This window comes from Streptomyces yatensis, assembly GCF_018069625.1.
Lineage (GTDB): Bacteria > Actinomycetota > Actinomycetes > Streptomycetales > Streptomycetaceae > Streptomyces > Streptomyces yatensis.
In genome coordinates this window covers 6409622-6430271 of record NZ_CP072941.1, presented here as the reverse complement: position 1 = coordinate 6430271, position 20650 = coordinate 6409622, and the positions used below count along the sequence as shown (strand labels likewise).

Sequence of the window (20650 nt, the reverse complement as noted above, 5' to 3'; positions counted from 1 at the left end):
CATGTATCGCTACGTATTGGCCGGAAGTCGTTGGGCGGGGCGCTAGGAGGACGGAATGCGCAGGAACACTGGTAGTCACCGCAGCACAGCCGTGGTCCTCGCGGCCGTCGCCGCTTTAGGAGCCGGGCTGCTCAGCGGCTGCGCCGATGACGGCGACGACGGATCCGCCGGCTCGTCCGGCGGCGGCGACAGCAACGGCAAGACGGTCGTGACCGTCGGCACGTACGGCGTCATGGGTTTCAAACAGGCCGGGCTCTATGACGAATACACAAAGCTGCACCCGGATATCAAGATCAAAGAGAGTGTGATCGACCCGGCCTCGAACTACTACCCGCAACTGCTCACCCATCTCGGCTCGGGCAGCGGGCTCGCCGATATCCAGGCGGTCGAGGTGGGAAACATCAATGAGGTGACCACCACCCAGGCCGACAAGTTCGTTGATCTTTCGAAGGCGGACGGCGTCAAAAAGGAGAACTTCCTCGGCTGGAAGTGGTCGCAGGCCACCGCCAAGGACGGAAAGACGATCGGTCTCGGCACGGACGTGGGCCCGATGGCGATCTGCTACCGCAAGGACCTCTTCCAGCAGGCCGGGCTCCCGGCCGACCGTGACGCGGTCTCCGAGCTCTGGGCCGGCGACTGGCGGAAGTACCTCGAGGCCGGCAAGGACTACGCGAAGAAGGCGCCGGGCGGAGCCGCCTTCCTGGACTCGGCCGGCGGGCTGTTCAACGCGGCGGTCTCCGGCAGCTCGGAGGTCTACTACGACAAGAGCGGGAAGCCCATCTACAAGGACAGCCCGGCCGTCAAGGAGGCGTGGAAGCTGGCGACCGACGCGTCCGCGGCCAAACTCTCCGCGGGGCTGCAGGAGTTCACCAAGCCCTGGCAGCAGGCGCTCGCCAACGGCAAGTTCGCCACCGCCTCCTGCCCGGCCTGGATGCTCGGCCAGATCAAGGAGTACGCCGGGGACAAGTACAAGGGCAAATGGGACGTCGCCGCCGCCCCCAAGCCCGCCAACTGGGGCGGCTCCTTCCTCTCCGTGCCGCAGGTGGCGAAGAACAAGGACGAGGCGGTCAAGCTCGCCACCTGGCTGACCGCGCCCGAACAGCAGGCCAAGCTCTTCGAGAAGCAGGCGAGCTTCCCCAGCGCCCAGGCCGCGTACGACCTGCCCCAGGTGGCCGACGCCAAGCTCCCCTACTTCAACAACGCGCCCATCGGCAAGATCTTCTCCCAGGCCGCGAAGGCCAGTCCGACGCAGGTCCTGGGCCCGAAGGACGCCGTCATCAAGCAGAACTTCACCGATGTCGGCCTGCTCCAGGTGGAGCAGCAGGGCAAGTCCGCCGACGAAGGCTGGAAGGCCGCGATCAAGACGAACGACAACGCGCTGGACCAGTGACCCGGACATGACCGCACCTTCCGGTTTCACCCCTGATACGGCCGCGCCCCCCGCAGGGCAGGGGGGCGCGGCCCCGCGCACCGCGACCGCGCCGGCGCCCGATCCGGCCGAGCAGCGGCGTCGCGACCGGCGCAGCCGCCGCTACCGCTGGGATGTGCGATGGAGCCCGTACGCCTTCGTCGCCCCCTTCTTCGTCTTCTTCGCCGCCTTCGGCCTCTTCCCCCTGCTCTATACGGGGTGGGCCTCGCTGCACCAAGTGGAGCTCACCGACCCGACCCATATGGAGTGGGCGGGGTGGCACAACTTCTCCAGGCTGTGGGAGGACGAGTTCTTCTGGAAAGCGCTGCGGAACACCTTCACCATCGGGGTGATCTCCACCGTTCCCCAGCTGATGATGGCCCTCGGGATCGCGCATCTGCTCAACTACCGGCTGCGCGCCTCGATGTTCTTCCGGGTGGCGATCCTCACTCCGTACGCCACCTCCGTCGCTGCCGCCACGCTGGTGTTCGCGCTGCTCTTCGGGCACGACTACGGCATGGTCAACTGGTCTCTGGGGCTGGTCGGACTGGACGGCATCGACTGGCAGAACGGCACCTGGACCTCGCAGATCGCGGTCTCCACGATCGTCATCTGGCGGTGGACCGGTTACAACGCGCTGATCTACCTGGCCGCCATGCAGGCCGTGCCGAACGATCTGTACGAGTCGGCGGCGCTGGACGGGGCCTCGCGCTGGAAGCAGTTCCTGCATGTCACCGTCCCGTCGCTGCGGCCCACCATCCTCTTCACGGTCGTCGTCTCCACGATCGGGGCCACCCAGCTCTTCGGTGAGCCGCTGCTGTTCAACACCGCGGGGACGGCCACCGGCGGCGCCGATCACCAGTACCAGACGCTCGGCCTGTACATGTACGAGCAGGGCTGGGTGAACCTGCACCTCGGCCGGGCCTCCGCCATCGCCTGGACGATGTTCCTGATCCTGCTGCTGATCGCCGCGGCCAACGCGCTGTTCGCGCGACGGCTGCGAAAGAGCCAGTGAGGGAGACGAGGAGAACCATGAGCGCCACTGTCTCTTCCCGGCAGACACGCGATCCGGCAGCTCCCGCGCACACCGCTCCGCGGGGCGGAAGGGGCCGCGGCCGAGCGGGCAGGCAGCTGCACGGGGGCAAGATCACCTATGCCGTGCTGATCCTGTTCACCATCGGCTCGCTCTTCCCGCTGGTGTGGACCGCCATCGCCGCCTCCCGCACCAACACCCGGCTGGCCCAGACACCCCCTCCCCTGTGGTTCGGCAGCAACCTCTTCAACAACCTGGACAAGGCGTGGAACGGCGCCAACATGGGCACCGCGCTGCTCAACACGACGGTGGTGGCGGGCACGGTCGCGGTGTCGACCGTGCTGTTCTCGACCATCGCGGGCTTCGCCTTCGCCAAGCTGCGCTTCCGCTTCAAGAACATCCTGCTGATGCTCACCATCGGGACGATGATGGTGCCGCCCCAGCTCAGCGTGGTGCCGCTGTACATGATGGTGGCCAAGCTGGAGTGGACCGACCAACTCCAGGCGGTCATCGTGCCGACGCTCGTCAGCGCCTTCGGGGTCTTCTTCATGCGGCAGTACCTCACCCAGGCGCTGCCGACCGAGCTGATCGAGGCGGCGCGGATGGACGGCGCGAGCAGCCTGCGGATCATCTGGCATGTCGTCTTCCCGGCAGCGCGTCCGGCGATGGCGGTGCTGGGAATGCTCACCTTCGTCCAATCGTGGAACGACTTCTTCTGGCCGTTCATCGCGCTCACGCAGAACGGCAACCCGACCATGCAGGTGGCATTGACGGGTCTGAGCCGGGGGTACACCCCGGATCAATCACTGATCATGGCGGGGGCGCTGCTGGGCACCCTGCCGCTGCTGATCGCCTTCGTCCTCTTCGGCAAGCAGATTGTGGGGGGCATCATGCAGGGCGCGGTCAAGGGCTGAGCCGCCCGCCACCACCACTCGGTCCTCCCTCCCCGTTTCCCCCTCCCCACGACCTCGAATGGGAGCGCTTCCATGACCCTTACCTTCCCGCCCGGATTCCTGTGGGGCGCTGCCTCGGCCGCCTACCAGGTCGAGGGCGCCGCCCAGGAGGACGGCCGCACCCCGTCCATCTGGGACACCTTCAGCCACACCCCCGGCAAGGTGCTCGCCGGTGACACCGGTGATGTGGCGGTCGACCACTACCACCGCTTCCGCGAGGACGTCCGGCTGATGGCGGAGCTGAACCTGGCGGCGTACCGCTTCTCGGTGTCCTGGTCACGGGTGCAGCCCACCGGCCGGGGACCGGCCGTGCAGCGCGGGCTCGACTTCTACCGCTCGCTGGTGGACGAGCTGCTGGGCGCGGGCATCCAGCCGGTGCTCACCCTCTACCACTGGGACCTCCCCCAGGAGCTGGAGAACGCCGGCGGGTGGCCGGAGCGCGAGACCGCCGAGCGGTTCGCCGAGTACGCGGGCATCGTGGCGGGGGCGCTCGGCGACCGCGTCGAGTTCTGGACCACCCTCAACGAGCCGTGGTGCAGCGCCTTCCTGGGCTATGGCTCGGGGGTGCACGCCCCGGGCCGCACCGAGCGGCTGGCCCCGCTGCGCGCCGCCCACCATCTGAACCTCGCCCATGGCCTCGGCGCCCAGGCGCTGCGCGCCGCGCTCCCCGCCCGCGCCCAGATCGCCATCAGCCTCAACCCGGCCGTGGTCCGGCCGCTCAGCGACAAGCCCGGGGACCTGGATGCTCAGCGGCGTATCGACGCGCTGGCCAATCGCGTCTTCACCGGGCCGCTGCTGCGCGGGGCGTACCCCACCGACCTGATCAAGGACACCGCCTCGATCACCGACTGGTCGTTCGTCCGGGACGGCGATCTGGCCGTCATCAAGCACCCCCTCGACGCGCTGGGCATCAACTACTACACCCCGTCATTGGTAGCAGCCGGCACCGACGACGAGGGCTCGCCCGCCCGCCACGACGGCCACGGCGCCAGCGCCCACTCCCCCTGGCCGGGCTCGGAGCAGGTGGCCTTCCACCAGACGCCGGGCGAGCGCACCGAGATGGGCTGGACGATCGACCCGACCGGACTGCACGACCTGCTGATGCGCTACACCCGCGAGGCGCCGGGCGTACCGCTGTACATCACCGAGAACGGCGCCGCGTTCGACGACAAGCCGGACGCGGAGGGCGCGGTCCACGACCCGCGGCGGATCGACTACCTCCGGGACCATCTGGCCGTCGCCCACCAGGCCATCGCGGACGGCGCCGATCTGCGCGGCTATTTCCTGTGGTCGCTGATGGACAATTTCGAATGGGGGTACGGCTACAGCAAGCGCTTCGGCGCGGTCTACGTCGACTATCAGACGCAAGGCCGGGTGCCGAAGTCCAGCGCCCGCTGGTATGCCCAGGTGGCCCGCACCGGAGAGCTTCCGGCGGCGTAGCGGACCCGCGTCCGCGGCGCCGCCCGCTGGGGGGCGGGCGGCGCCGCGGACGGCGGTCGAGGCGGCGCACAGGTGCGCAACCGGGCCGGTGCGTTCTTCCTTCAAAGGGGTTACACCCTGATCCACCCGGCCGAAGAGCGCCGTCATCCCTTGAGAATGCCTGGTAAACCCATTGAGACATGAGAGCATTTCCGGAGCGCCGCCAGAGGTTCCGCGATGAGGGATCCGGTCGGCGCGCGCCCGCCGGAAAAGGCGAGGCCCTCGCCGACTGGTTCGACGGCCGGGTGGGCCTCTACAAGATGGCCAAGGCCAATCTGCGCAAGGTCTTCCCCGACCACTGGTCCTTCCTGATCGGCGAGATCGCCCTCTACACCTTCGTCATCATCATCTTGACCGGCGTCTATCTGACCCTGTTCTTCAAACCGGCCATGAACGAGGTGGTCTACGACGGCCGGTGGACGCCGCTGAACGGCATCCGCATGTCGCAGGCGTACGAGTCCACCCTGGACATCAGCTTCGATGTGCGCGGTGGCCTGCTGATGCGGCAGGTCCACCACTGGGCGGCGATCATCTTCATCGCCAGCATGCTCGCCCATATGATGCGCACGTTCTACAACGGCGTCTTCCGCAAACCGCGCGAGATCAACTGGCTCTCCGGCGCCGGTCTGCTGATTCTCGGGATGTTCGACGGCTTCATGGGCTATTCGCTGCCCGACGATCTGCTGTCCGGCACCGGTCTGCGCTTCATGGAGGGCGCGATCCTGTCGATCCCGATCGTCGGCACCTATCTGTCGTTCTTCTTCTTCGGCGGCCAATTCCCGGGAACCTCGATCGTGCCACGGCTGTTCACCGTGCACGTACTGCTGATTCCGGGCATCATGCTGGGGCTGCTGGCGCTCCATATGATCCTGCTCGTCTATCACAAGCACACGCATCTCCCGGGGCCCGGCAGAAGGAACATGAATATCGTGGGGCCGCCTTTGTGGCCGGTCTATGTGGCCAAGTCCGGCGGTTTCTTCTTCCTGGTCTTCGCCGTCACCACCCTGATGTCGGCCATCGCCCAGATCAACCCGGTGTGGGCCTATGGCCCCTACCGGCCCGACCAGGTGTCCACCGACGCCCAGCCCGACTGGTACATGGGCTATTCGGAGGGGCTGATCCGGCTGATGCCGGGCTGGGAGATCAATCTGTGGGGCCACACCCTGGTGCTCGGGGTGCTGATCCCCTTCCTGATCTTCCCCACGGTGCTGCTGGTGATCTGGCTCTATCCCTTCCTGGAGGCGTGGATCACCGGGGACAGACGCGAGCACCATCTGAACCAGCGCCCGCGCAACGCCCCCACCCGCACCGCCTTCGGCAACGCCTGGGTCGCCCTCTACGGGGTCCTGCTGCTGGGCGGCGGCAACGACCTCATCGCCACCCACTTCGATCTGTCGATCAACGCGATCACCTGGGCCTGCCGGATCGGATTCTTCGTGGTGCCGGTCGTGGTCTTCATCATCTCCAAACGGATCTGTCTCGGCCTCCAGCGCAAGGACCGCGAGCTGCTGCTGCACGGCCGCGAGACCGGCATCATCGAGCGGCTGCCGCACGGCGAGTTCGTCGAAGTGCACGAGCCGCTGTCGCCGGAGGAGAAGTACACGCTGACCGCGTACGAACAGTACGAGCCGCTGGAGCTGCCGCCGACGGTCGACGAGGCCGGAGTCGCCCGCAAGCTCTCCTTCATGGAGAGGCTGCGCGTCTCGCTGTCCCGGAGCTACTTCGGTATCAACGGCCAGATCGCCAAGCCCACGAAGGAGCAGGTGGCGGAGCACGAGGAGCATGAGGAGCCGGAACGGGCCGAGGAGCCCCAGCGTCCCTAGGGGTCTCCACCGGATCGTGACGCCTGCGGCGGGCTGTTCCCCTCCCCGCCCCTTCCCGAAACTGGGGCTCCGCCCCAGACCCCGGCCCCTGCCACGCAGCGCCCGGGGTGCGGCTCGGCCGCTTGCAGGGGCTCCGCCCCGGGGTCCAGGGGCGGAGCCCCTGGTACGGGAAGGGGCGGGGAGGAGTAAACCGACGGAAGCGGCGGGGCGCGGTGGGTGGGGGATTCCTTCCGCGCCCCGCCGTGTGGGGGGTTTCCGTGGGGGGTGGCGAATGCGGGGCCTGGACGACTACGTCGTCGTCAGCCGTTGAAGGCGCCGAACGCCTTGGTGAAGGCGAGCTCCTCCTGGTCGATCGAGCTGCAGGTCGGCGACGCGGTGTCCTGCGGGCTGGGGCACTGCTTGTCGCGGGTCGCGGACCACATCGACAGCCAGGCCAGCCCCTTGGACTTGGCGAACTCCACCAGCTGGGAGGCGTCGTCGACCTTGAATATCTCGTTCTTGACGTCGTTGACGCCGATCATCGGGGTGACCGCGACGGCCTTCCACGCCTCCTCGTCGCTCAGCTCGAGGGCGCCCTTGATCTGGCCCTGGGTGGCCGTGGCGGCGTCGATGGCGTACTGGCCCATGTCGTCGTCGAAGGAGGCCCCGTAGTCCATCGCCATGATGTTGACGGCGGAGACCTTCACCCCGTTCTTCTTGGCGTCGGCGACGAGGTCGACACCGTCCTGGGTGAGGCCGGTCGGGAGCACCGGAAGGGTGAAGGAGACGTCCAGGTCGGGGTTGCTCTGCTGCAGCTTGGCGATGGCCTGGGCGCGGCGGGTGTTGGCCTCCTTGTTCGGGAGCGCGCTGCCCTCGATGTCGAAGTCGACCTTGGTGAGCTTGAGGGCGTCCACGACCTTGCCGTAGGCCGCGGCGAGCTCGTCCGCCGAGGTGCAGGCCAGGCCCAGCTCGGAGCCGGACGCGCCGCCGAAGGAGACCCGGACGTCGCCGCCGGCCGCCCGCAGCTTCTCGGTCTGCTTGGCCACCTCGTTGTCGCCGACCTCGGTGACGCCGCCCCACTTGGGGGTACAGCCGCCACCGGAGGTGATGAAGGCGAGGTTGAACTGCTTGACGCCGGTCTTCTCGGCGGTGCCCACCATGTCGTAGGCGGGGTAGAGCGAGGTGTCGATGTACGGGGCGAAGCCGCCGCTCGCCGCCGCCGCGGCCTTCTCGGACGCGGCGGGCTTCTCGGAGACGGTGCCGGCGTTCGCCGCCCCGCTGAGCGCGAACGCCGTGCCGCCGGCCACGACGGCGGCGACGGTCGCGCCGATCGCCTTGGTGGTCCGGCTCGCCTTGCGACGGTGCGTGCTGCTCATCAGGTCCCTGCCTTCGCTGTGCGGGTGTGGGGGGTGATGGTGCGGGCGCCACGCTAGCGAGGGGAAGTCGGACAAACGGCAGGATCCGTGCACCGGCCATGGATCTTATGGCTGCCTTAAGGAACCCATGGGCGGCGATTAATGCTCCGCGGTCTCCTTGGGCCGGGCGCGGCCCCGGGTCTTCCGCTTACGGCCGCGCCGCCGCTGCCCCGGGTCCGCGGAGCCGCCGCCGTTCAGCGAGAGCCACACCCGTACCTCGGTGCCGCCCAGCACCGACCGCCCGATCCGCAGATCGCCGCCCGTGGACTCCGCGACCCGGCGCACGATGTCCAGGCCGAGGCCGGTCGAGCCGGGGCCGCCGTCGCCGTGGCCGCGGCGGAGCGCCGCGTCCGGGTCGGCGATGCCGGGGCCCGCGTCGGAGACCAGGATGATCACTGAGTTGCTGGCGTCCCCACCATCGTGCACGTCGACCGCGAACGCCGTGCCCTCGGGCGTGTGCCGGAAGACATTGCCGAGCAGGGCGTCCAGCGCGGCGCCGAGTTCGGGGCGGGCCACCGGCACCCGTACGGTCCGGTCGACCCCGGCCAGCCGCACCCTACGGTCCTCGTCCTCGGCCAGCGCGGACCAGAACTCCATCCGGTCCCGGATCACCTCGGAGGCGTCACAGCCGGACGGGGTGTGCGTCTTCTGCTGGCGCGCGGTGCGGATGATCTGGTCGACCTCGCGCTCCAACTGGGCGACGGCGGCGCGGGTCTGGTCGGCCGCCGGTCCCTCGCCCAGCGAGGCGGCGTTGAGGCGCAGCACAGTGAGCGGGGTACGGAGCCGGTGGGAGAGGTCGGCGGCCAGCTCGCGCTCACCGGCCAGCAGCTGGACCACCTGGTCGGCCATGGAGTTGAACGCGGCGGCGGCCGCGCGGAGTTCGGCCGGGCCGTCCTCCGGGACCCGCACCCCGAGCTCGCCATGGCCCAGGTCGTGGGCGGCGTCGGCGAGCCGCCCGGCCGGACGCACCAGCCGGGTGCCGAGCCGGTCGGCGGTGGCGACCGCGCCGACGATCAGCGCGAGACCCACCCCCGCCAGCACCAGCCAGGACGTGGTCACCCCGCTGGTGACCACCCCACGCGGGACGAACACCTCCACGACCGCGACCTGACCGCTGCCCAGTGCGGTCGGCTGGAGCAGTGCGTAGCCCCCGGGGGCGTCGGACACCGAGGCGCGGCCCAGCCGCCGCGCGGTGGCCAGCTCGCCCTTGGCCGCACGGCTCTTGCCGAGGTCGTAGCCGCTCCCCGGCTCGCCCGGCTCATCGGGGACATGCACCGCCATCCGGCCGTCCCCGCCCGCCTGGGTGCTGGCCACCGCGCGCTGCAGCCGCGCCCGCTCGGTGGTGATGGCGAGCGCCGGGCCGATGGTGGCGGCCTGCCGCTCGGCGTCGGCGAACGCCCGGTCCCGGGCCAGCTCCTTGACGACGAGGCCGAGCGGTACGGCGAAGGCGACCACCACCATCGCGGTGACCGCCAGGCAGACCTTGACCAGGGCCCATCTCACGTGGGCTCCGCCGGGGGCTCCAGTTTGACGCCGACCCCGCGCAGCGTATGGAGATAGCGCGGCCGGGCGGCCGTCTCGCCCAGCTTGCGGCGCAGCCAGGACAGATGGACGTCTATCGTCTGGTCGTCCCCGTACGCCTGCCGCCAGACCTCGGCGAGGAGCTCGCGGCGCGGCACCACGACGCCGGGCCGCCCGGCGAGGTAGGCCAGCAGATCGAATTCCCGCCGGGTCAGATCGAGCGTCACCCCGTCCAAGTGGGCCTGGCGGCGCAGCGGATCGACGGCCAGCCCGCCGACCCGGAGCACCGCCGGGGGCGCCGCCGCCCGGCCCGGCTCGCCCGCCCCGCCCCCGCGCACCCGGCGCAGCACGGCGGTCATCCGGGCGGAGAGATGCGCCACGGAGAACGGCTTGACCAGGTAGTCGTCGGCGCCGTCGTTGAGCAGCCGGACGATCTCGCCCTCGTCGTCACGGGCGGTGGCCACGATGACCGGCACATCGGTGATGCCGCGCAGCATCTTGAGTGCCTCCGCCCCGTCCAGATCGGGCAGGCCGAGGTCCAGGATGACGACGTCGAATCCGATCTGTGCCACCTCGCGCAACGCCTCCAGGGCGGTGCCGACGCTGCGCACGGTATGGGACGCCTCGGTCAACTGCCGTATGAGGGCTGAGCGTACGAACTGGTCGTCCTCGACGACGAGCACACTTGCCATGAGCGGCACCGTACGCCATTCGGGTGAGGCAGGATGGGGAAGATGCGAAGAGGTCTGGTCCAATGTCTGGCGTGGGTCCTGGCGACCGGCGCCGCGGTCACGCTGTCGTGGTACGGCGTGCGGACCGTGCTGACCGGAACGGCCTACGATCCGCCGCGCGCACTGCCGATCGCGGACGGCTCCCGTTCGGCGAACGGGGCCTGGTCCTCCTCGACGCACCGGCCCAAACCGCCGTCGCCCTCGGCGACTTCACCCTCTTCGTCGTCCTCGCCTTCGCGCCCGGGGGCGGACGCGGGATCCGATGGGGATAAGGGGACGGGAGCTGGTTCGGCCGGGCGCGCCCGGAAGCCGACGCAGGCGCCGCCCCGGAAGGAAACGGCGCGGCCGGAGGAGAGCGGAGAGGTGCGCAGCTATCCGGCCAAGGGCGGCCGGGCGGTCTTCGACATCCGGGCGGCGTCGGCGGATCTGGTCTCGGCGACACCGGACGGCGGATGGCAGATGCAGGTGTGGAAGCAGACCGAGTGGATCCGGGTGGACTTCGTCTCCGGGGCCGACACCACCACGATCTTCTGCACCTGGCATGACGGCCCGCCGCAGGTCCGTATCGACGAGCACTGAGCGCTCCGCGGGAAGTGCCGCGAGGTGCGGTCGTTCCTCCGCGGCTGTGTCGTGGCCGCTTAGGGGGGCGGGCCGGCTGCCGGTCCGCCCCCGCTCAGGTGAAGACGGCGGGTGGCGGGGCCGGGGAGGGGGCGGCGGTCGCGTCGGTGACCGGGGCCGCGCCACCGGTGAAGTCCGCGAGCGCGCGACCGTGTTCGACCCGGGCGGGGTGCGGATCTCCGGCGGCCCGGCGGGTGAGCTCGGCCAGCGGCAGATCGCGGTCGGCGGCCAGCAGCACGGCGTTGCCGAAGCGGCGGCCGCGCAGCAGGGCGGGGTCGGCGGTCAGACACACCTCGGCGAACGCGGCGCGGGCGGTGGCGATCTGGGCCTTGAGATGGGCCAGCGGCGGGCCGTCGGCGAGATTCGCCGCGTACCACCCGTCCGGGCGCAGGGCGCGCCGCACCTCGGCGAGGAACTCCACACTGGTGAGATGGGCGGGCGTACGGGCCCCGCTGAAGACATCCGCGATGATCAGATCCGCCCAGCCGTCGGGCACCTTGGCGAGCCCGGCCCGGGCGTCGGCGCCGCGCACCCGTATCCGGTCGCCGGGGTCCAGCGGCAGCTCACCGCGGACGAACTGGACGAGCGGGGCGTCGATCTCGATGATCTGCTGGGTGGAGCGCGGGCGGGTCGCCGCGATGTAGCGGGCGAGGGTGAAGGCGCCGCCGCCCAGATGGACCGCGTGCAGCGGGCGGCCGGGAGGGGCGACGAGATCGGCGAGATGGCCGAATCTGCGCTGGTACTCGAAGTCGAGATACGCGGGATCGTCGAGATCCACATGCGACTGCGGCTTGCCGTCGAGCAGCAGCGTCCAGCCTCGCGGCCGGTCCCGGTCCGGCACGAGCTCGGCGAGCCCCCCGTCGACGGATGCGGTGACCGGCTCGGGGCTGCGCCCCCGCGCCGCTCCGCGCCCGCGCGCGGCTCGCTTGTTCGTGCCTTTCGCCATGTGTCCCAGTATGCGGCGGACCGCTGACAGCCGGTCGCCGGCAGGGAGGGGCGGATGGTCACCGCTGATGGCGGCGGTCACCCGGGGTCTGGATCACTGGCAGCGGTCGACGGCCTCGATCGTGCGGGCCGCCTCGCCGAGCGCCGCCCGGAGCTCGGCGGGATCGGTGGCGACCGTGTACGCCGCGTCGGGCGGCACCAGCCAGCCGGTGCCGATACCGGGCGGCGCGTCGTCCCCGGCCACTCCGGATTCGGTGCCTCCGGCTTCGGTGCCTCCGTGGGCGGCGTCTCCGGACGGGGTGTCCCCGGCCCGGGTCCCCGCGGTGTGGGTGTCTCCGGCTTCGGCGGGTGCGCCGGTGCCGGAGCCGATATTTATCCGGATGCCACGCCCGGATGTCTGGGTGCACGCCGAGCCCGGCAGATCCCAGCCGTCCGCCGTTCCGGGCGGTACCAGGAAGCCGAGCGTGTCGCAGGCGTTGTCATGCAGGACGGGACCGAGGCCGTCGCACGCACGACGCAGGATGTCCACCGCCTCCAGCCCCTGGCGGGCGGGCACGGTGACGAGATCGCAGTCCTGGCGCTGGGGGTGCTGGGCAGTAGTCCGCGAGCGGCTGATGTCCACTCCGGCCTCCCTCTTCATCGGGTCGCACCTCATTCAACGCGCGGCGGTGTCAACGGCTACGGCCGAATGCCGCCGTAAAGGATGGCAGTTCATGGCAGATCATGGGCGGTATATAACGTTTGCCGGGAATCTCCGAGTGTCGGAGATCTCGCAGCCGGTACGGTTCTCCCCCGCCCACCTGGCATCCCCAAGGGAGAGGCACAGCATGACGCCGCTTCCGGAGCCCCCGCCTCCCCGGCCGAACACCGCGTTCCGCCGACTGCGCGGACAGCTCTCGCCCGCCGAGTTCGCGGCGTCCGTGCGCCGCGCGGCCCTCGAGATCGGCGAGCAGGTCTCCTGCGACGCCCGCTATATCGGCCGTGTCGAGTCGGGAGCGATCCGCTGCCCCAACTACGCGTACGAGCGGGTCTTCCGCCATATGTTCCCCGGCCGCACCCTTACGGATCTCGGCTTCGCCTCCCGTGAGTCGGTGCGCGGCCACCAGGCCCGCGGCCCCATGGGCCCTCCCGTACCCGTACCCCTGTCCGTCCCCGTATCCCTCCCCGGCCCGCGCCCCGGGCCTCCCGAGCCCCAGGGCAGGGGGACCGTCGACATCTTCGAGGAGAGCGAACTGCTACGGCGCTCGTTCATGGCCGGTGGGGCGGCGGCCGCCGCCGTGGCCGCCGCGCCCCGGACCGGAACGCCGCCCCGGCGGGCGGGACGGCGAGTGGGGGAGGCCGAGGCCGCCGCCGTGGAGGAGGCCGTACGGCGGATCCGGTTACTGGACGACCGGCACGGCGCCGATTCCCTCTACGCGCACACCGCCAAGCCGCTGAGCGCCGCCTACGCGCTGCTCGACGCGGGCGGCTACAGCCGCTCCATCGCCGAGCGGCTCTTCGCGGGCGCCGGTGAACTGGCCATCTCGGTGGGCTGGCTGGCCCATGACTCCGGGCGGCTGTCCGACGCGCGGTCCCACTACGCCGAGGCCCTGGCCACCGCGCGGGTCTCCGGCGACGCCGCCCTGGAGACCCACGCGTTCTGCAACACCGCCTTCCTCGCCCGCGACGCCGGCCGCCCCCGCGAGGCCGTAAGGGCGGCACAGGCGGCCCAGCGGGTCGCCGAGCGGCTCGCCTCGCCGCGGCTGCTGTCGCTGCTCGCGCTGCGCGAGGCCGGGGGGCTCGCCTGGCTGCCCGACCGGGGCGGCTGCGAGCGGGCGCTGCTGCGCGCCCGGACGCAGTTCGGGCGCGGGCCCTGCGACGCCGACCCCGAGTGGATGAGCTTCTTCGGGGAGGCCGAACTGGAGGGGCTGGAGGCGCAGTGCTGGTCGGCACTGGGCGACTGGAAACGCGCCGTGGAGCACGCCCGGCACGCGGTCGCCCTCCAGAACCCGCACTTCACGCGCAATATCGCGCTGTTCACCACGGAGTTGGCGAGCGATCTGGTGGCCGGGGGCGCGCCCGACGCGGCCGCCGCCGCGGCCGGCCGGGCCCTGGGCCTGCTGGACCAGGTGAAGTCGTCGCGGATCCGCCGGATGCTCGACGACACGGCCCGGATACTGCGTCCTTACGGTCGCGATGAGGCGGTCGCGGACTTCCTCGACCGCCATGAGGCGACCGTCACCCGCCCTGAGACGGCCGGCCGCGCCTGCCCGGTCTGACACCGGTTCGGCTCTCAGTCGAGATGGCCGGTGTCGTTCCAGCGCTCGATGGCGGGTTCGCCGTAGGCCCAGCCGAGCACCGACAGGGACGTCGGATCGAGCCGGATCCGGGCGGCGAAGGAGACGTCATGGCCGAGCCAACGGGCGCCCAGTGTCCTCAGGATGTGGCCATGGGCGAAGACCAGCACATCGCGGTCGGCCGAGCGCGCCCACGCCACGACCTCGTCGGCCCGCGCCGCGATCGAGGCGATCGACTCGCCCTCGGGCACCCCGTCGCGCCAGATGAGCCAGTCGGGCCGGGCGGCCTTGATCTCGGCGGGGGTCATCCCCTCGTACGCGCCGTAGTCCCACTCCAGGAGCGCGTCCCACTCCCGCGCCCGGTCGCCGAAGCCCGCCAGCTCACAGGTCTCCTTCGCCCGCGACAGCGGGCTGGTGCGCACCTCGGCGTCCGGAAGGCCCGCCCAGGGGCCGTGGTGCAGCCGCTCGCCGAGCAGCTTGGCGCCGCGCCGCCCCTCGTCCAGCAGCGGGATGTCCGTACGGCCGGTGTGCTTCCCGGAGAGCGACCACCGCGTCTGTCCGTGCCGGGCCAGGAGGATGCGTGGGGGCATGCGTACTGCCTTCTTTCACCGGTTTCGCACCGCGGCGCCGCCGTGCCCCATTACACGTCGCTGCCTGCGGTTTCATGCACTCTTCGGGAACCGGCACATGGCCGATCACCATCCCTCCATCATCGCGCATGTGATCGGCAGGCAACCTCCGGGTCACTCCTGGCGTCTTCCTGTCTGCGCGCGGGTCCGCCAGGGGGGTTCCGACAGTGGGCGCCGCTCGCGGACGGGGGCGGTGCGTTGGTCGCTTCGCCTACACCGTACGGTTGACCGCGCGCCTTCTTGTGGCCGCCTGAACTTTGGAGAGCGTCCGAATGCCCCATACGGTGCCCCGTGCCGGAGCAGCACAGGGCAGTCGGCCCCGTTGGTGGACCGAACTGCCGCTCATAGCGGTGGTGTACGCCGCCTACTCGGCCGGTCGGCTGCTGGCCCGCGGCGACGTGTCCACCGCCGTCGATCATGGTCTGGCGATCCTCCATTTCGAACAGCGTCTGAACATCGACTTCGAGTCGCCGCTGAACGATCTGTTCACGGCCCACGCGCTCCTGGGCATACCGGCGGACTTCGCCTACGCCTCGCTGCACTACGTCCTGACCCCCGCGATCCTGCTGTGGATGTGGAAGCGCCGTAAGGCGTCGGACTACCGCTTTCTGCGCACCTGGCTGCTGGTATCCACGATCATCGGGCTCATCGGCTTCACGCTGCTGCCGACCTGCCCGCCGCGGCTTCTGGAGGCGGGCCACGGCTTCGTCGACACCATGGCGCAGTACCGCTCGTACGGCTGGTGGGGCGGGGACGCCAGCGCACCGCGCGGACTGGGCGGGCTGACCAACCAGTACGCGGCGATGCCCAGCCTCCATGTGGGATGGGCGCTGTGGTGCGGGGTCGCCCTGTGGCGGCACGGACGCTCCACGTGGGCCAAGATCGGCGCGGTCGGCTATCCGCTGACGATCACGCTCGTGGTGATGGGCACCGCCAACCACTACTTCCTGGACGCGGTCGCCGGCGCCGCCACCATGGCGCTCGGGGCGCTGCTGACGCGCCCCGCGCTGCGGCTCACGGAGTCGCTGCGCAGCCGCCTGCGTCCCGCCCGCGAGACCGTCACCGCCTCCCGAAACGCGGGTGTGCCCGCGAATGTCGGTGACAAGTGCGAGACTTCGGCGCGTGAACGGGAACGGATCCCCCGACAGCAGGGCAGGGGCGCGGACAGGCAACGCACCGACGGTGCCGCGGACGACGGCGGCCGGGGAGCCGGTGCCGGTACCAGCGGCCGGGGAGCCACCGCGGGCGGTTCGGCCCCCGCGGCAGGTGACGGGGCTGCGGCAGCGGCTCGCTGAGCTGCGCGGCCCGGCCACCGTTCCCCATCCGATGGACGCCCGCGCGCTGGCCGCGCTGGCCGCCAACCCGGGCTGCCGCCGCCGCGCGCTGCTGGACGGGGCCGGGGTCGACAAGGGCGCGCTGGCGTCGGCGCTGGGGGCTCCCGCGAACTTCGGGCAGTCGCAGTTCGCGCATCAGCGCGGCAACTCCTTCGAGGCCCGGGTCAAGGCGGACGGCGGCGCCGATCTGGTGCGGCTGCTGCACGAGCGGTTGCGTGACGGCTCGGAGGCGCCCGGTCCCGGCGCCGTGGCGACCCCCGATCTGACCGCGCCAGGGCCGCAGGGCCGCACGGCCCGTACGGCGCTCGCGCTGCGCGAGGCCACGGAGGCGGGGCGCTGGGCGCTGCTGGACCATCCGATGGTGAGCCTGGACGTCGCGGGCTCGCCCGCCTTCCTGGAGCCGGACGCGGTCGTGGTCCACCCCGACGGGTCGTGGACGGTCGTGGAGATCAAGTCCTTCCCCATGGTGGACGGCTCCGCCGACCCGGCCAAGGTGGGCGCGGCCGCCCGCCAGTCCGCGGTCTACACCCTGGCGCTGGAGCGGGTGGCGGCGATGACCGGCCGGCCGCCGGAGGGCGGGGACGACGCGGCGGCGCGCGAGGGCTCGGTGACCCCGGCGGAGGGCGCCTCCGTACGGGCCCGGGTGCGCCATCATGTGCTGCTCGTCTGCCCCAAGGACTTCTCCAACCTGCCGACCGCCGAAATGGTCGATGTGCGCAAGCAGCTCGCGGTCACCCGGCGGCAGCTGGACCGGCTGACCCGGATCGAGGACATCGCCGCCGCCCTCCCCGAGGGCACCACCTTCGATCTCCGGCTCACCGACGACGGCCGGACCCCGACCCGGCCGGTCGAGGAGCTGACGGCCGCCGTCGAGGCGGTGGACGCGGCGTACGCCCCGGAGTGCCTGTCCACCTGCGAGCTGGCCGCCCACTGCCGGACGCGGTCCCGCGCGGCGGGCCGGGTCGAGGCGCTGGGCCGTGGCGTCCGGGGCGAGCTGGGCGGGCTCACCACCATGGACGCCGTCCTTACGGCCGCCATGGAACGCCCCGCCGACGGCACCCCCACCGGCGACCCCACCGTGGACGCCCTGCGCCGCGCGGCGGCCCTGCGCGCCGAGGCGCTCGCGTCCCGCGCCGAGGCGGTGGCATGTCGCTGATCACCACCCTGGCCCGGATGGAGGCGGTCCGGGAGGGGCGGGCCCAGCCCCTGACCACCGTGCGCCACCGCCACCTGTCCGAGCGCCCGCTGGCGTTCGTCCCGCTCACCACCGCCGGTGAGGCGGGGGCACCGCTCGGGGCGCTGGTGGGCACCGACCGGGACGCGCCGCGGCTGCTGATCGTGGCCCAGCCGCGCGACCGCGACCTGCGGTTCGCGTTCCTCGCCGAGCTCGCGGAGGAGATCCAGCCGTATCTGGACTCGTACGCGGACCAGGTCGAGCTGGAGGAGCGCAAGGAGACCGATCCGGAGACCGGTAAGAAGGTGCCGGTCCAGGTCGAGCTGTGCGAGGACGCGCCGCAGCTGCTGGTGCCCAGCGCCGCGGGCGTGGCGTTCGTCCGGCTGCTGGGCCGGTCGATGCGGTTCCGGCGGACCGCCGAGCAGGACCCGGAGACGCCCTTCCCGGCACCCGCGCGGGTGCCGCTGCTCGGCCGCTGGCTGACCCACTACGGGGAGCGGTCGCGGGTGCCCGGCTCCTGTCTGCTGCTGTCGCTCACCGAGCTGCTGAGCCGTCACTGGGCGACCGGGCAGAGCAATCTGGAGGACCAGCACCTGGGCTCGCTGCTGGCCTGGATCGACCCCCCGCCGGGCGTGCCGGGGGCGGAGGCGGCGCTGCGGGCGGAGTCGGAGCGGGACGAGGCCGGGCAGCTGCGCTGCCCACCCGCCGGCCCGGCCACCGACCCCGCCTTCGACAACAAGCTGCTGGCACCGGCGATGTCCCGTTACGACGCGGCGCGTGCCGAGACGTCCCAGGGCGTGGCCGGGGGCGAGGCGCGGCTGCGGCTCGCCGAGGCGGAGCTGCGCGGGCTGATCGAGTCGCAGCTGCGGCCCACCTGGGACGCGCTGTGGCGCGGGGTGGATCTGCTGCGCTCCCTCCCGGAGGGCGCGCGGGTGGCGGACCGCTGGAAGCGCGATCGCTGGTCCTACACCGGCCACCGGGACCGGGTCCGGGCCGGGGAGCCGCCGCAGCCCAAGCGGGACGACGCGGTGACGGCGGCGCAGAAGCTCGCCGCGCGCGAGACCGCGCAGGCCCAGCTCGACGCCCATGAGGCGCTGGACGATCCGCTGGTCATGGCGGGGCGGCGGCTGGCCGGTGAGGCGTTCGCGGGCGAGGTGATCGATGTGGAGATGGCCTGGTCGGACGCGAAGGTGCCACGCCCGCGCCCGCTGGTCACGGTCCGCACCGAGGACCGTCCGCATCTGGCCGAGCGGGTCAAGCTGCACCGGGTCATGGCCGACGGCAAGGCGCAGAGCGGGGAGTTCGCCGGTTTCGCGGACACCGACGAGGCGGGCGCAGCCGATGAGCCCGACGGCCTCGACGGGGCGGACGCCCCGGGCTCTGCGGAGGACCCGGCCCGCGCGCTGGTGGTGCGGCTGACCGGTGGGATGGGCCGGGGCAAGCAGCCGGAGCCGGGCTCGGTGCCCGAGAAGGGCGACCGGGTGTGCTGGACGCTCTTCGAGCACGCCCCGCGCGGCGGCCCGGAGCTGCCCGACGCGGAGAGCACTCCGTGGACCCACGGCGGCCCGCCGGACGCCGCCGCGCCGGCCCAGGGCCCCGAGCCCGACGCGATGACCGAGGAGGACTATCTGTGATCGCCGCGGACCCGGCCGCCGGCGCGGCCCACGCCGGGCGCGCCCGAGCGGGCGAGCCGTTCGACCCGTCGGCCGCGGCGGCGCGCGCGACCGAGGCGATCCTGCGGGACACGCTGCAGGGAGCGGACCGCGGCGTCGTCGTGGACTCCCCGCCCGGTGCGGGCAAGTCGACACTGGTGGTGCGGGCGGCGCGGGAGCTGGCCGCCGCCGGGCGGCCGCTGATGGTGGTCGCGCAGACCAACGCCCAGGTCGACGATCTGGTGGACCGGCTGGCCACGGCGGACCCCGAGCTTCCGGTGGGGCGGCTGCACAGCAGCGATCCGCATCCGTACGACCCGGTGCTCGACGGCCATGCGTCGGTCCGCGCCTCCGCGAAGATCGGCGACCTCGCCGGGCTCGACATCGTCGTCTCCACGGCCGCGAAGTGGGCGCACATCAAGAACGTCGAGCCCTGGCGGCACGCGATCGTGGACGAGGCGTACCAGATGCGCTCCGACGCGCTGCTGGCGGTCGCCGGGCTGTTCGAGCGGGCGCTGTTCGTGGGCGACCCGGGGCAGCTGGACCCGTTCAGCGTGGTGGGCGCCGACCAGTGGGCGGGGCTTTCGTACGACCCGTCGGCGAGCGCGGTCACCACCCTGCTCGCGCACAATCCGCGGCTTCCGCAGCACCGGCTGCCGGTGTCCTGGCGGCTGCCGGCCTCGGCCGCGCCGCTGGTCTCGGACGCGTTCTATCCGTACACCCCCTTCCGCAGCGGCACCGGCCACGGCGAGCGGCGGCTGAGCTTCGGGGTGGCCTCCGACGGCTCGGGCCCGGACCGGGTGCTGGACGAGGCCGCCGCGTCCGGCTGGGGGCTGCTGGAGCTGCCCGCCCGGCGCACCCCGCGCACCGACCCGGAGGCGGTGGCGGCCGTGGCCCAGGTGGTGCGGCGGCTGCTGGACCGGGGCGCGGTGGCGGTCAGCGAGCGGTCCGACGAACCGCTGCCGGTCGCGGCGGACCGGATCGCGGTGGGCACGGCGCACCGCGACCAGGCGGCGGCCGTCCGGGCGGCGCTGACGGGGCTCGGGGTCTCCGGCGTCACCGTCGACACCGCCAATCGACTCCAAGGGCGTGAGTTCGAGGTCACGGTCGTTCTGCACCCGCTGTCGGGGCGGCCGGACGCCACGGCGTTCCATCTGGAGACGGGGCGGCTGTGCGTGCTGACGTCGCGGCACCGGCAGGCGTGCGTGGTGGTGTGCCGGGCGGGGGTGGCCGAGCTGCTGGACGAGCATCCGTCCACGGAGCCGGTGCAGCTGGGCGTGACGGTGAAGTTCCCGGACGGCTGGGAGGCCAACCACGCGGTGCTGGCGCATCTGGCCGAGCACCGCGTGACATGGCGGCCGTAAGGGCGCGTTGAGGGTGGCCATGGCCGCGTTGGGGGCGGATTTGGCTGGGCGCAAGGGGCGCCCTGGCGCTGTCGTGAGGGCGAGTCCGTGGCCGCCGTAAGGCCGTGACGGCGGGGCGGTGGCGGCTGTGAGGGCTTGTCGGCGGCGGCCGTGGGCGGGTCGGTGGCTGCCGTAAGGGCGTCGCCTCAGCGGCGGCCGTACGGCACGTCACCAGGGGCGACGGTCCGGCCATGGTTCAGGGGGCGGCGGGGTGGGGAGAGACCCCAGGTCGGCGGCGTACGGCGGGGGCGCCCTTGCCCTACGCGCGACAATGGAG

The 20650-nt window shown here is 72.0% G+C and carries 17 protein-coding genes; 11 read left to right on the top strand and 6 right to left on the bottom strand.

From position 1 onward, the window contains the following. Nucleotides 1-55: 55 nt before the first annotated feature. The 5 genes from J8403_RS27105 (at nucleotide 56) to qcrB (ending at nucleotide 6696) form a co-directional block, all read left to right on the top strand. A complete protein-coding gene (locus tag J8403_RS27105; RefSeq protein WP_211125444.1) occupies nucleotides 56-1390 on the top strand; it encodes an ABC transporter substrate-binding protein in 1335 nt (444 codons plus the stop codon). 7 nt (nucleotides 1391-1397) lie between these two features. Then, nucleotides 1398-2423: a carbohydrate ABC transporter permease gene (locus J8403_RS27100; RefSeq protein WP_211125443.1), complete on the top strand. Its 1026-nt coding sequence runs from the start codon at nucleotides 1398-1400 to the stop codon at nucleotides 2421-2423. Between the two features lie 17 nt (nucleotides 2424-2440). Then, nucleotides 2441-3355: a carbohydrate ABC transporter permease gene (locus J8403_RS27095; protein ID WP_211125442.1), complete on the top strand. Its 915-nt coding sequence runs from the start codon at nucleotides 2441-2443 to the stop codon at nucleotides 3353-3355. 72 nt (nucleotides 3356-3427) lie between these two features. Next, the gene (locus tag J8403_RS27090; protein ID WP_211125441.1) at nucleotides 3428-4834 is read left to right on the top strand and encodes a GH1 family beta-glucosidase; all 1407 of its coding nucleotides are present in this window, start codon (nucleotides 3428-3430) and stop codon (nucleotides 4832-4834) included. Between the two features lie 179 nt (nucleotides 4835-5013). Then, nucleotides 5014-6696: a cytochrome bc1 complex cytochrome b subunit gene (gene qcrB / locus J8403_RS27085; RefSeq protein WP_211125440.1), complete on the top strand. Its 1683-nt coding sequence runs from the start codon at nucleotides 5014-5016 to the stop codon at nucleotides 6694-6696. A 299-nt stretch (nucleotides 6697-6995) separates the two neighbouring features. Here the strand turns inward: qcrB and J8403_RS27080 are convergent, their stop codons facing one another. From J8403_RS27080 to J8403_RS27070, 3 genes are all read right to left on the bottom strand, one after another. After that, on the bottom strand, nucleotides 6996-8051 hold the full coding sequence (locus J8403_RS27080) for a chitinase (RefSeq protein ID WP_211125439.1): 1056 nt from the start codon (nucleotides 8049-8051) through the stop codon (nucleotides 6996-6998). A gap of 138 nt (nucleotides 8052-8189) precedes the next feature. Continuing rightward, the gene (locus J8403_RS27075; RefSeq protein ID WP_211125438.1) at nucleotides 8190-9593 is read right to left on the bottom strand and encodes a HAMP domain-containing sensor histidine kinase; all 1404 of its coding nucleotides are present in this window, start codon (nucleotides 9591-9593) and stop codon (nucleotides 8190-8192) included. Then, nucleotides 9590-10303: a response regulator transcription factor gene (locus J8403_RS27070; protein WP_211125437.1), complete on the bottom strand. Its 714-nt coding sequence runs from the start codon at nucleotides 10301-10303 to the stop codon at nucleotides 9590-9592. The genes J8403_RS27075 and J8403_RS27070 overlap by 4 nt, the downstream gene beginning before the upstream one ends. A 42-nt stretch (nucleotides 10304-10345) precedes the next feature. On the opposite strand from J8403_RS27070, the gene J8403_RS44770 reads away from it, so the two are divergent. Continuing rightward, on the top strand, nucleotides 10346-10921 hold the full coding sequence (locus J8403_RS44770) for a hypothetical protein (protein WP_211125436.1): 576 nt from the start codon (nucleotides 10346-10348) through the stop codon (nucleotides 10919-10921). A 94-nt stretch (nucleotides 10922-11015) separates the two neighbouring features. Here the strand turns inward: J8403_RS44770 and J8403_RS27060 are convergent, their stop codons facing one another. Further along, nucleotides 11016-11906: a spermidine synthase gene (locus J8403_RS27060; RefSeq protein ID WP_211125435.1), complete on the bottom strand. Its 891-nt coding sequence runs from the start codon at nucleotides 11904-11906 to the stop codon at nucleotides 11016-11018. A 93-nt stretch (nucleotides 11907-11999) separates the two neighbouring features. Then, the gene (locus tag J8403_RS27055) at nucleotides 12000-12521 is read right to left on the bottom strand and encodes a hypothetical protein (RefSeq protein ID WP_211128446.1); all 522 of its coding nucleotides are present in this window, start codon (nucleotides 12519-12521) and stop codon (nucleotides 12000-12002) included. Between the two features lie 211 nt (nucleotides 12522-12732). Here J8403_RS27055 and J8403_RS27050 point away from each other — a divergent pair, with 211 nt between their 5' ends. Then, a complete protein-coding gene (locus J8403_RS27050; protein ID WP_211125434.1) occupies nucleotides 12733-14163 on the top strand; it encodes an NsdA family TPR-like regulatory protein in 1431 nt (476 codons plus the stop codon). Between the two features lie 14 nt (nucleotides 14164-14177). Here J8403_RS27050 and J8403_RS27045 read toward each other — a convergent pair whose 3' ends face one another. After that, nucleotides 14178-14771: a histidine phosphatase family protein gene (locus J8403_RS27045; RefSeq protein WP_211125433.1), complete on the bottom strand. Its 594-nt coding sequence runs from the start codon at nucleotides 14769-14771 to the stop codon at nucleotides 14178-14180. Nucleotides 14772-15082: 311 nt separating this feature from the next. On the opposite strand from J8403_RS27045, the gene J8403_RS27040 reads away from it, so the two are divergent. Genes J8403_RS27040 through J8403_RS27025 form a run of 4 tightly spaced genes read left to right on the top strand, consistent with a single transcriptional unit; the run spans nucleotide 15083 to nucleotide 20334 of the window. Then, a complete protein-coding gene (locus J8403_RS27040; protein ID WP_211125432.1) occupies nucleotides 15083-16105 on the top strand; it encodes a phosphatase PAP2 family protein in 1023 nt (340 codons plus the stop codon). Next, a complete protein-coding gene (locus J8403_RS27035) occupies nucleotides 15993-17300 on the top strand; it encodes a hypothetical protein (RefSeq protein ID WP_425519834.1) in 1308 nt (435 codons plus the stop codon). The genes J8403_RS27040 and J8403_RS27035 overlap by 113 nt, the downstream gene beginning before the upstream one ends. Then, nucleotides 17291-18952, top strand: a complete 1662-nt coding sequence (locus tag J8403_RS27030) for a hypothetical protein (RefSeq protein WP_211125431.1) — start codon at nucleotides 17291-17293, stop codon at nucleotides 18950-18952. Before J8403_RS27035 ends, J8403_RS27030 begins: the two co-directional genes overlap by 10 nt. Further along, on the top strand, nucleotides 18952-20334 hold the full coding sequence (locus J8403_RS27025) for an AAA domain-containing protein (protein WP_211128444.1): 1383 nt from the start codon (nucleotides 18952-18954) through the stop codon (nucleotides 20332-20334). The genes J8403_RS27030 and J8403_RS27025 overlap by 1 nt, the downstream gene beginning before the upstream one ends. Nucleotides 20335-20650 lie beyond the last annotated feature (316 nt).

Coding starts and splice junctions, on each gene's coding strand:
- J8403_RS27105 (WP_211125444.1), top strand. CDS start 56: ATGCGCAGGAACACTGGTAGTCACCGCAGCACAGCCGTGGTCCTCGCG.
- J8403_RS27100 (WP_211125443.1), top strand. CDS start 1,398: ATGACCGCACCTTCCGGTTTCACCCCTGATACGGCCGCGCCCCCCGCA.
- J8403_RS27095 (WP_211125442.1), top strand. CDS start 2,441: ATGAGCGCCACTGTCTCTTCCCGGCAGACACGCGATCCGGCAGCTCCC.
- J8403_RS27090 (WP_211125441.1), top strand. CDS start 3,428: ATGACCCTTACCTTCCCGCCCGGATTCCTGTGGGGCGCTGCCTCGGCC.
- qcrB (WP_211125440.1), top strand. CDS start 5,014: ATGAGAGCATTTCCGGAGCGCCGCCAGAGGTTCCGCGATGAGGGATCC.
- J8403_RS27080 (WP_211125439.1), bottom strand. CDS start 8,051: ATGAGCAGCACGCACCGTCGCAAGGCGAGCCGGACCACCAAGGCGATC.
- J8403_RS27070 (WP_211125437.1), bottom strand. CDS start 10,303: ATGGCAAGTGTGCTCGTCGTCGAGGACGACCAGTTCGTACGCTCAGCC.
- J8403_RS44770 (WP_211125436.1), top strand. CDS start 10,346: ATGCGAAGAGGTCTGGTCCAATGTCTGGCGTGGGTCCTGGCGACCGGC.
- J8403_RS27060 (WP_211125435.1), bottom strand. CDS start 11,906: ATGGCGAAAGGCACGAACAAGCGAGCCGCGCGCGGGCGCGGAGCGGCG.
- J8403_RS27050 (WP_211125434.1), top strand. CDS start 12,733: ATGACGCCGCTTCCGGAGCCCCCGCCTCCCCGGCCGAACACCGCGTTC.
- J8403_RS27045 (WP_211125433.1), bottom strand. CDS start 14,771: ATGCCCCCACGCATCCTCCTGGCCCGGCACGGACAGACGCGGTGGTCG.
- J8403_RS27040 (WP_211125432.1), top strand. CDS start 15,083: ATGCCCCATACGGTGCCCCGTGCCGGAGCAGCACAGGGCAGTCGGCCC.
- J8403_RS27030 (WP_211125431.1), top strand. CDS start 17,291: ATGTCGCTGATCACCACCCTGGCCCGGATGGAGGCGGTCCGGGAGGGG.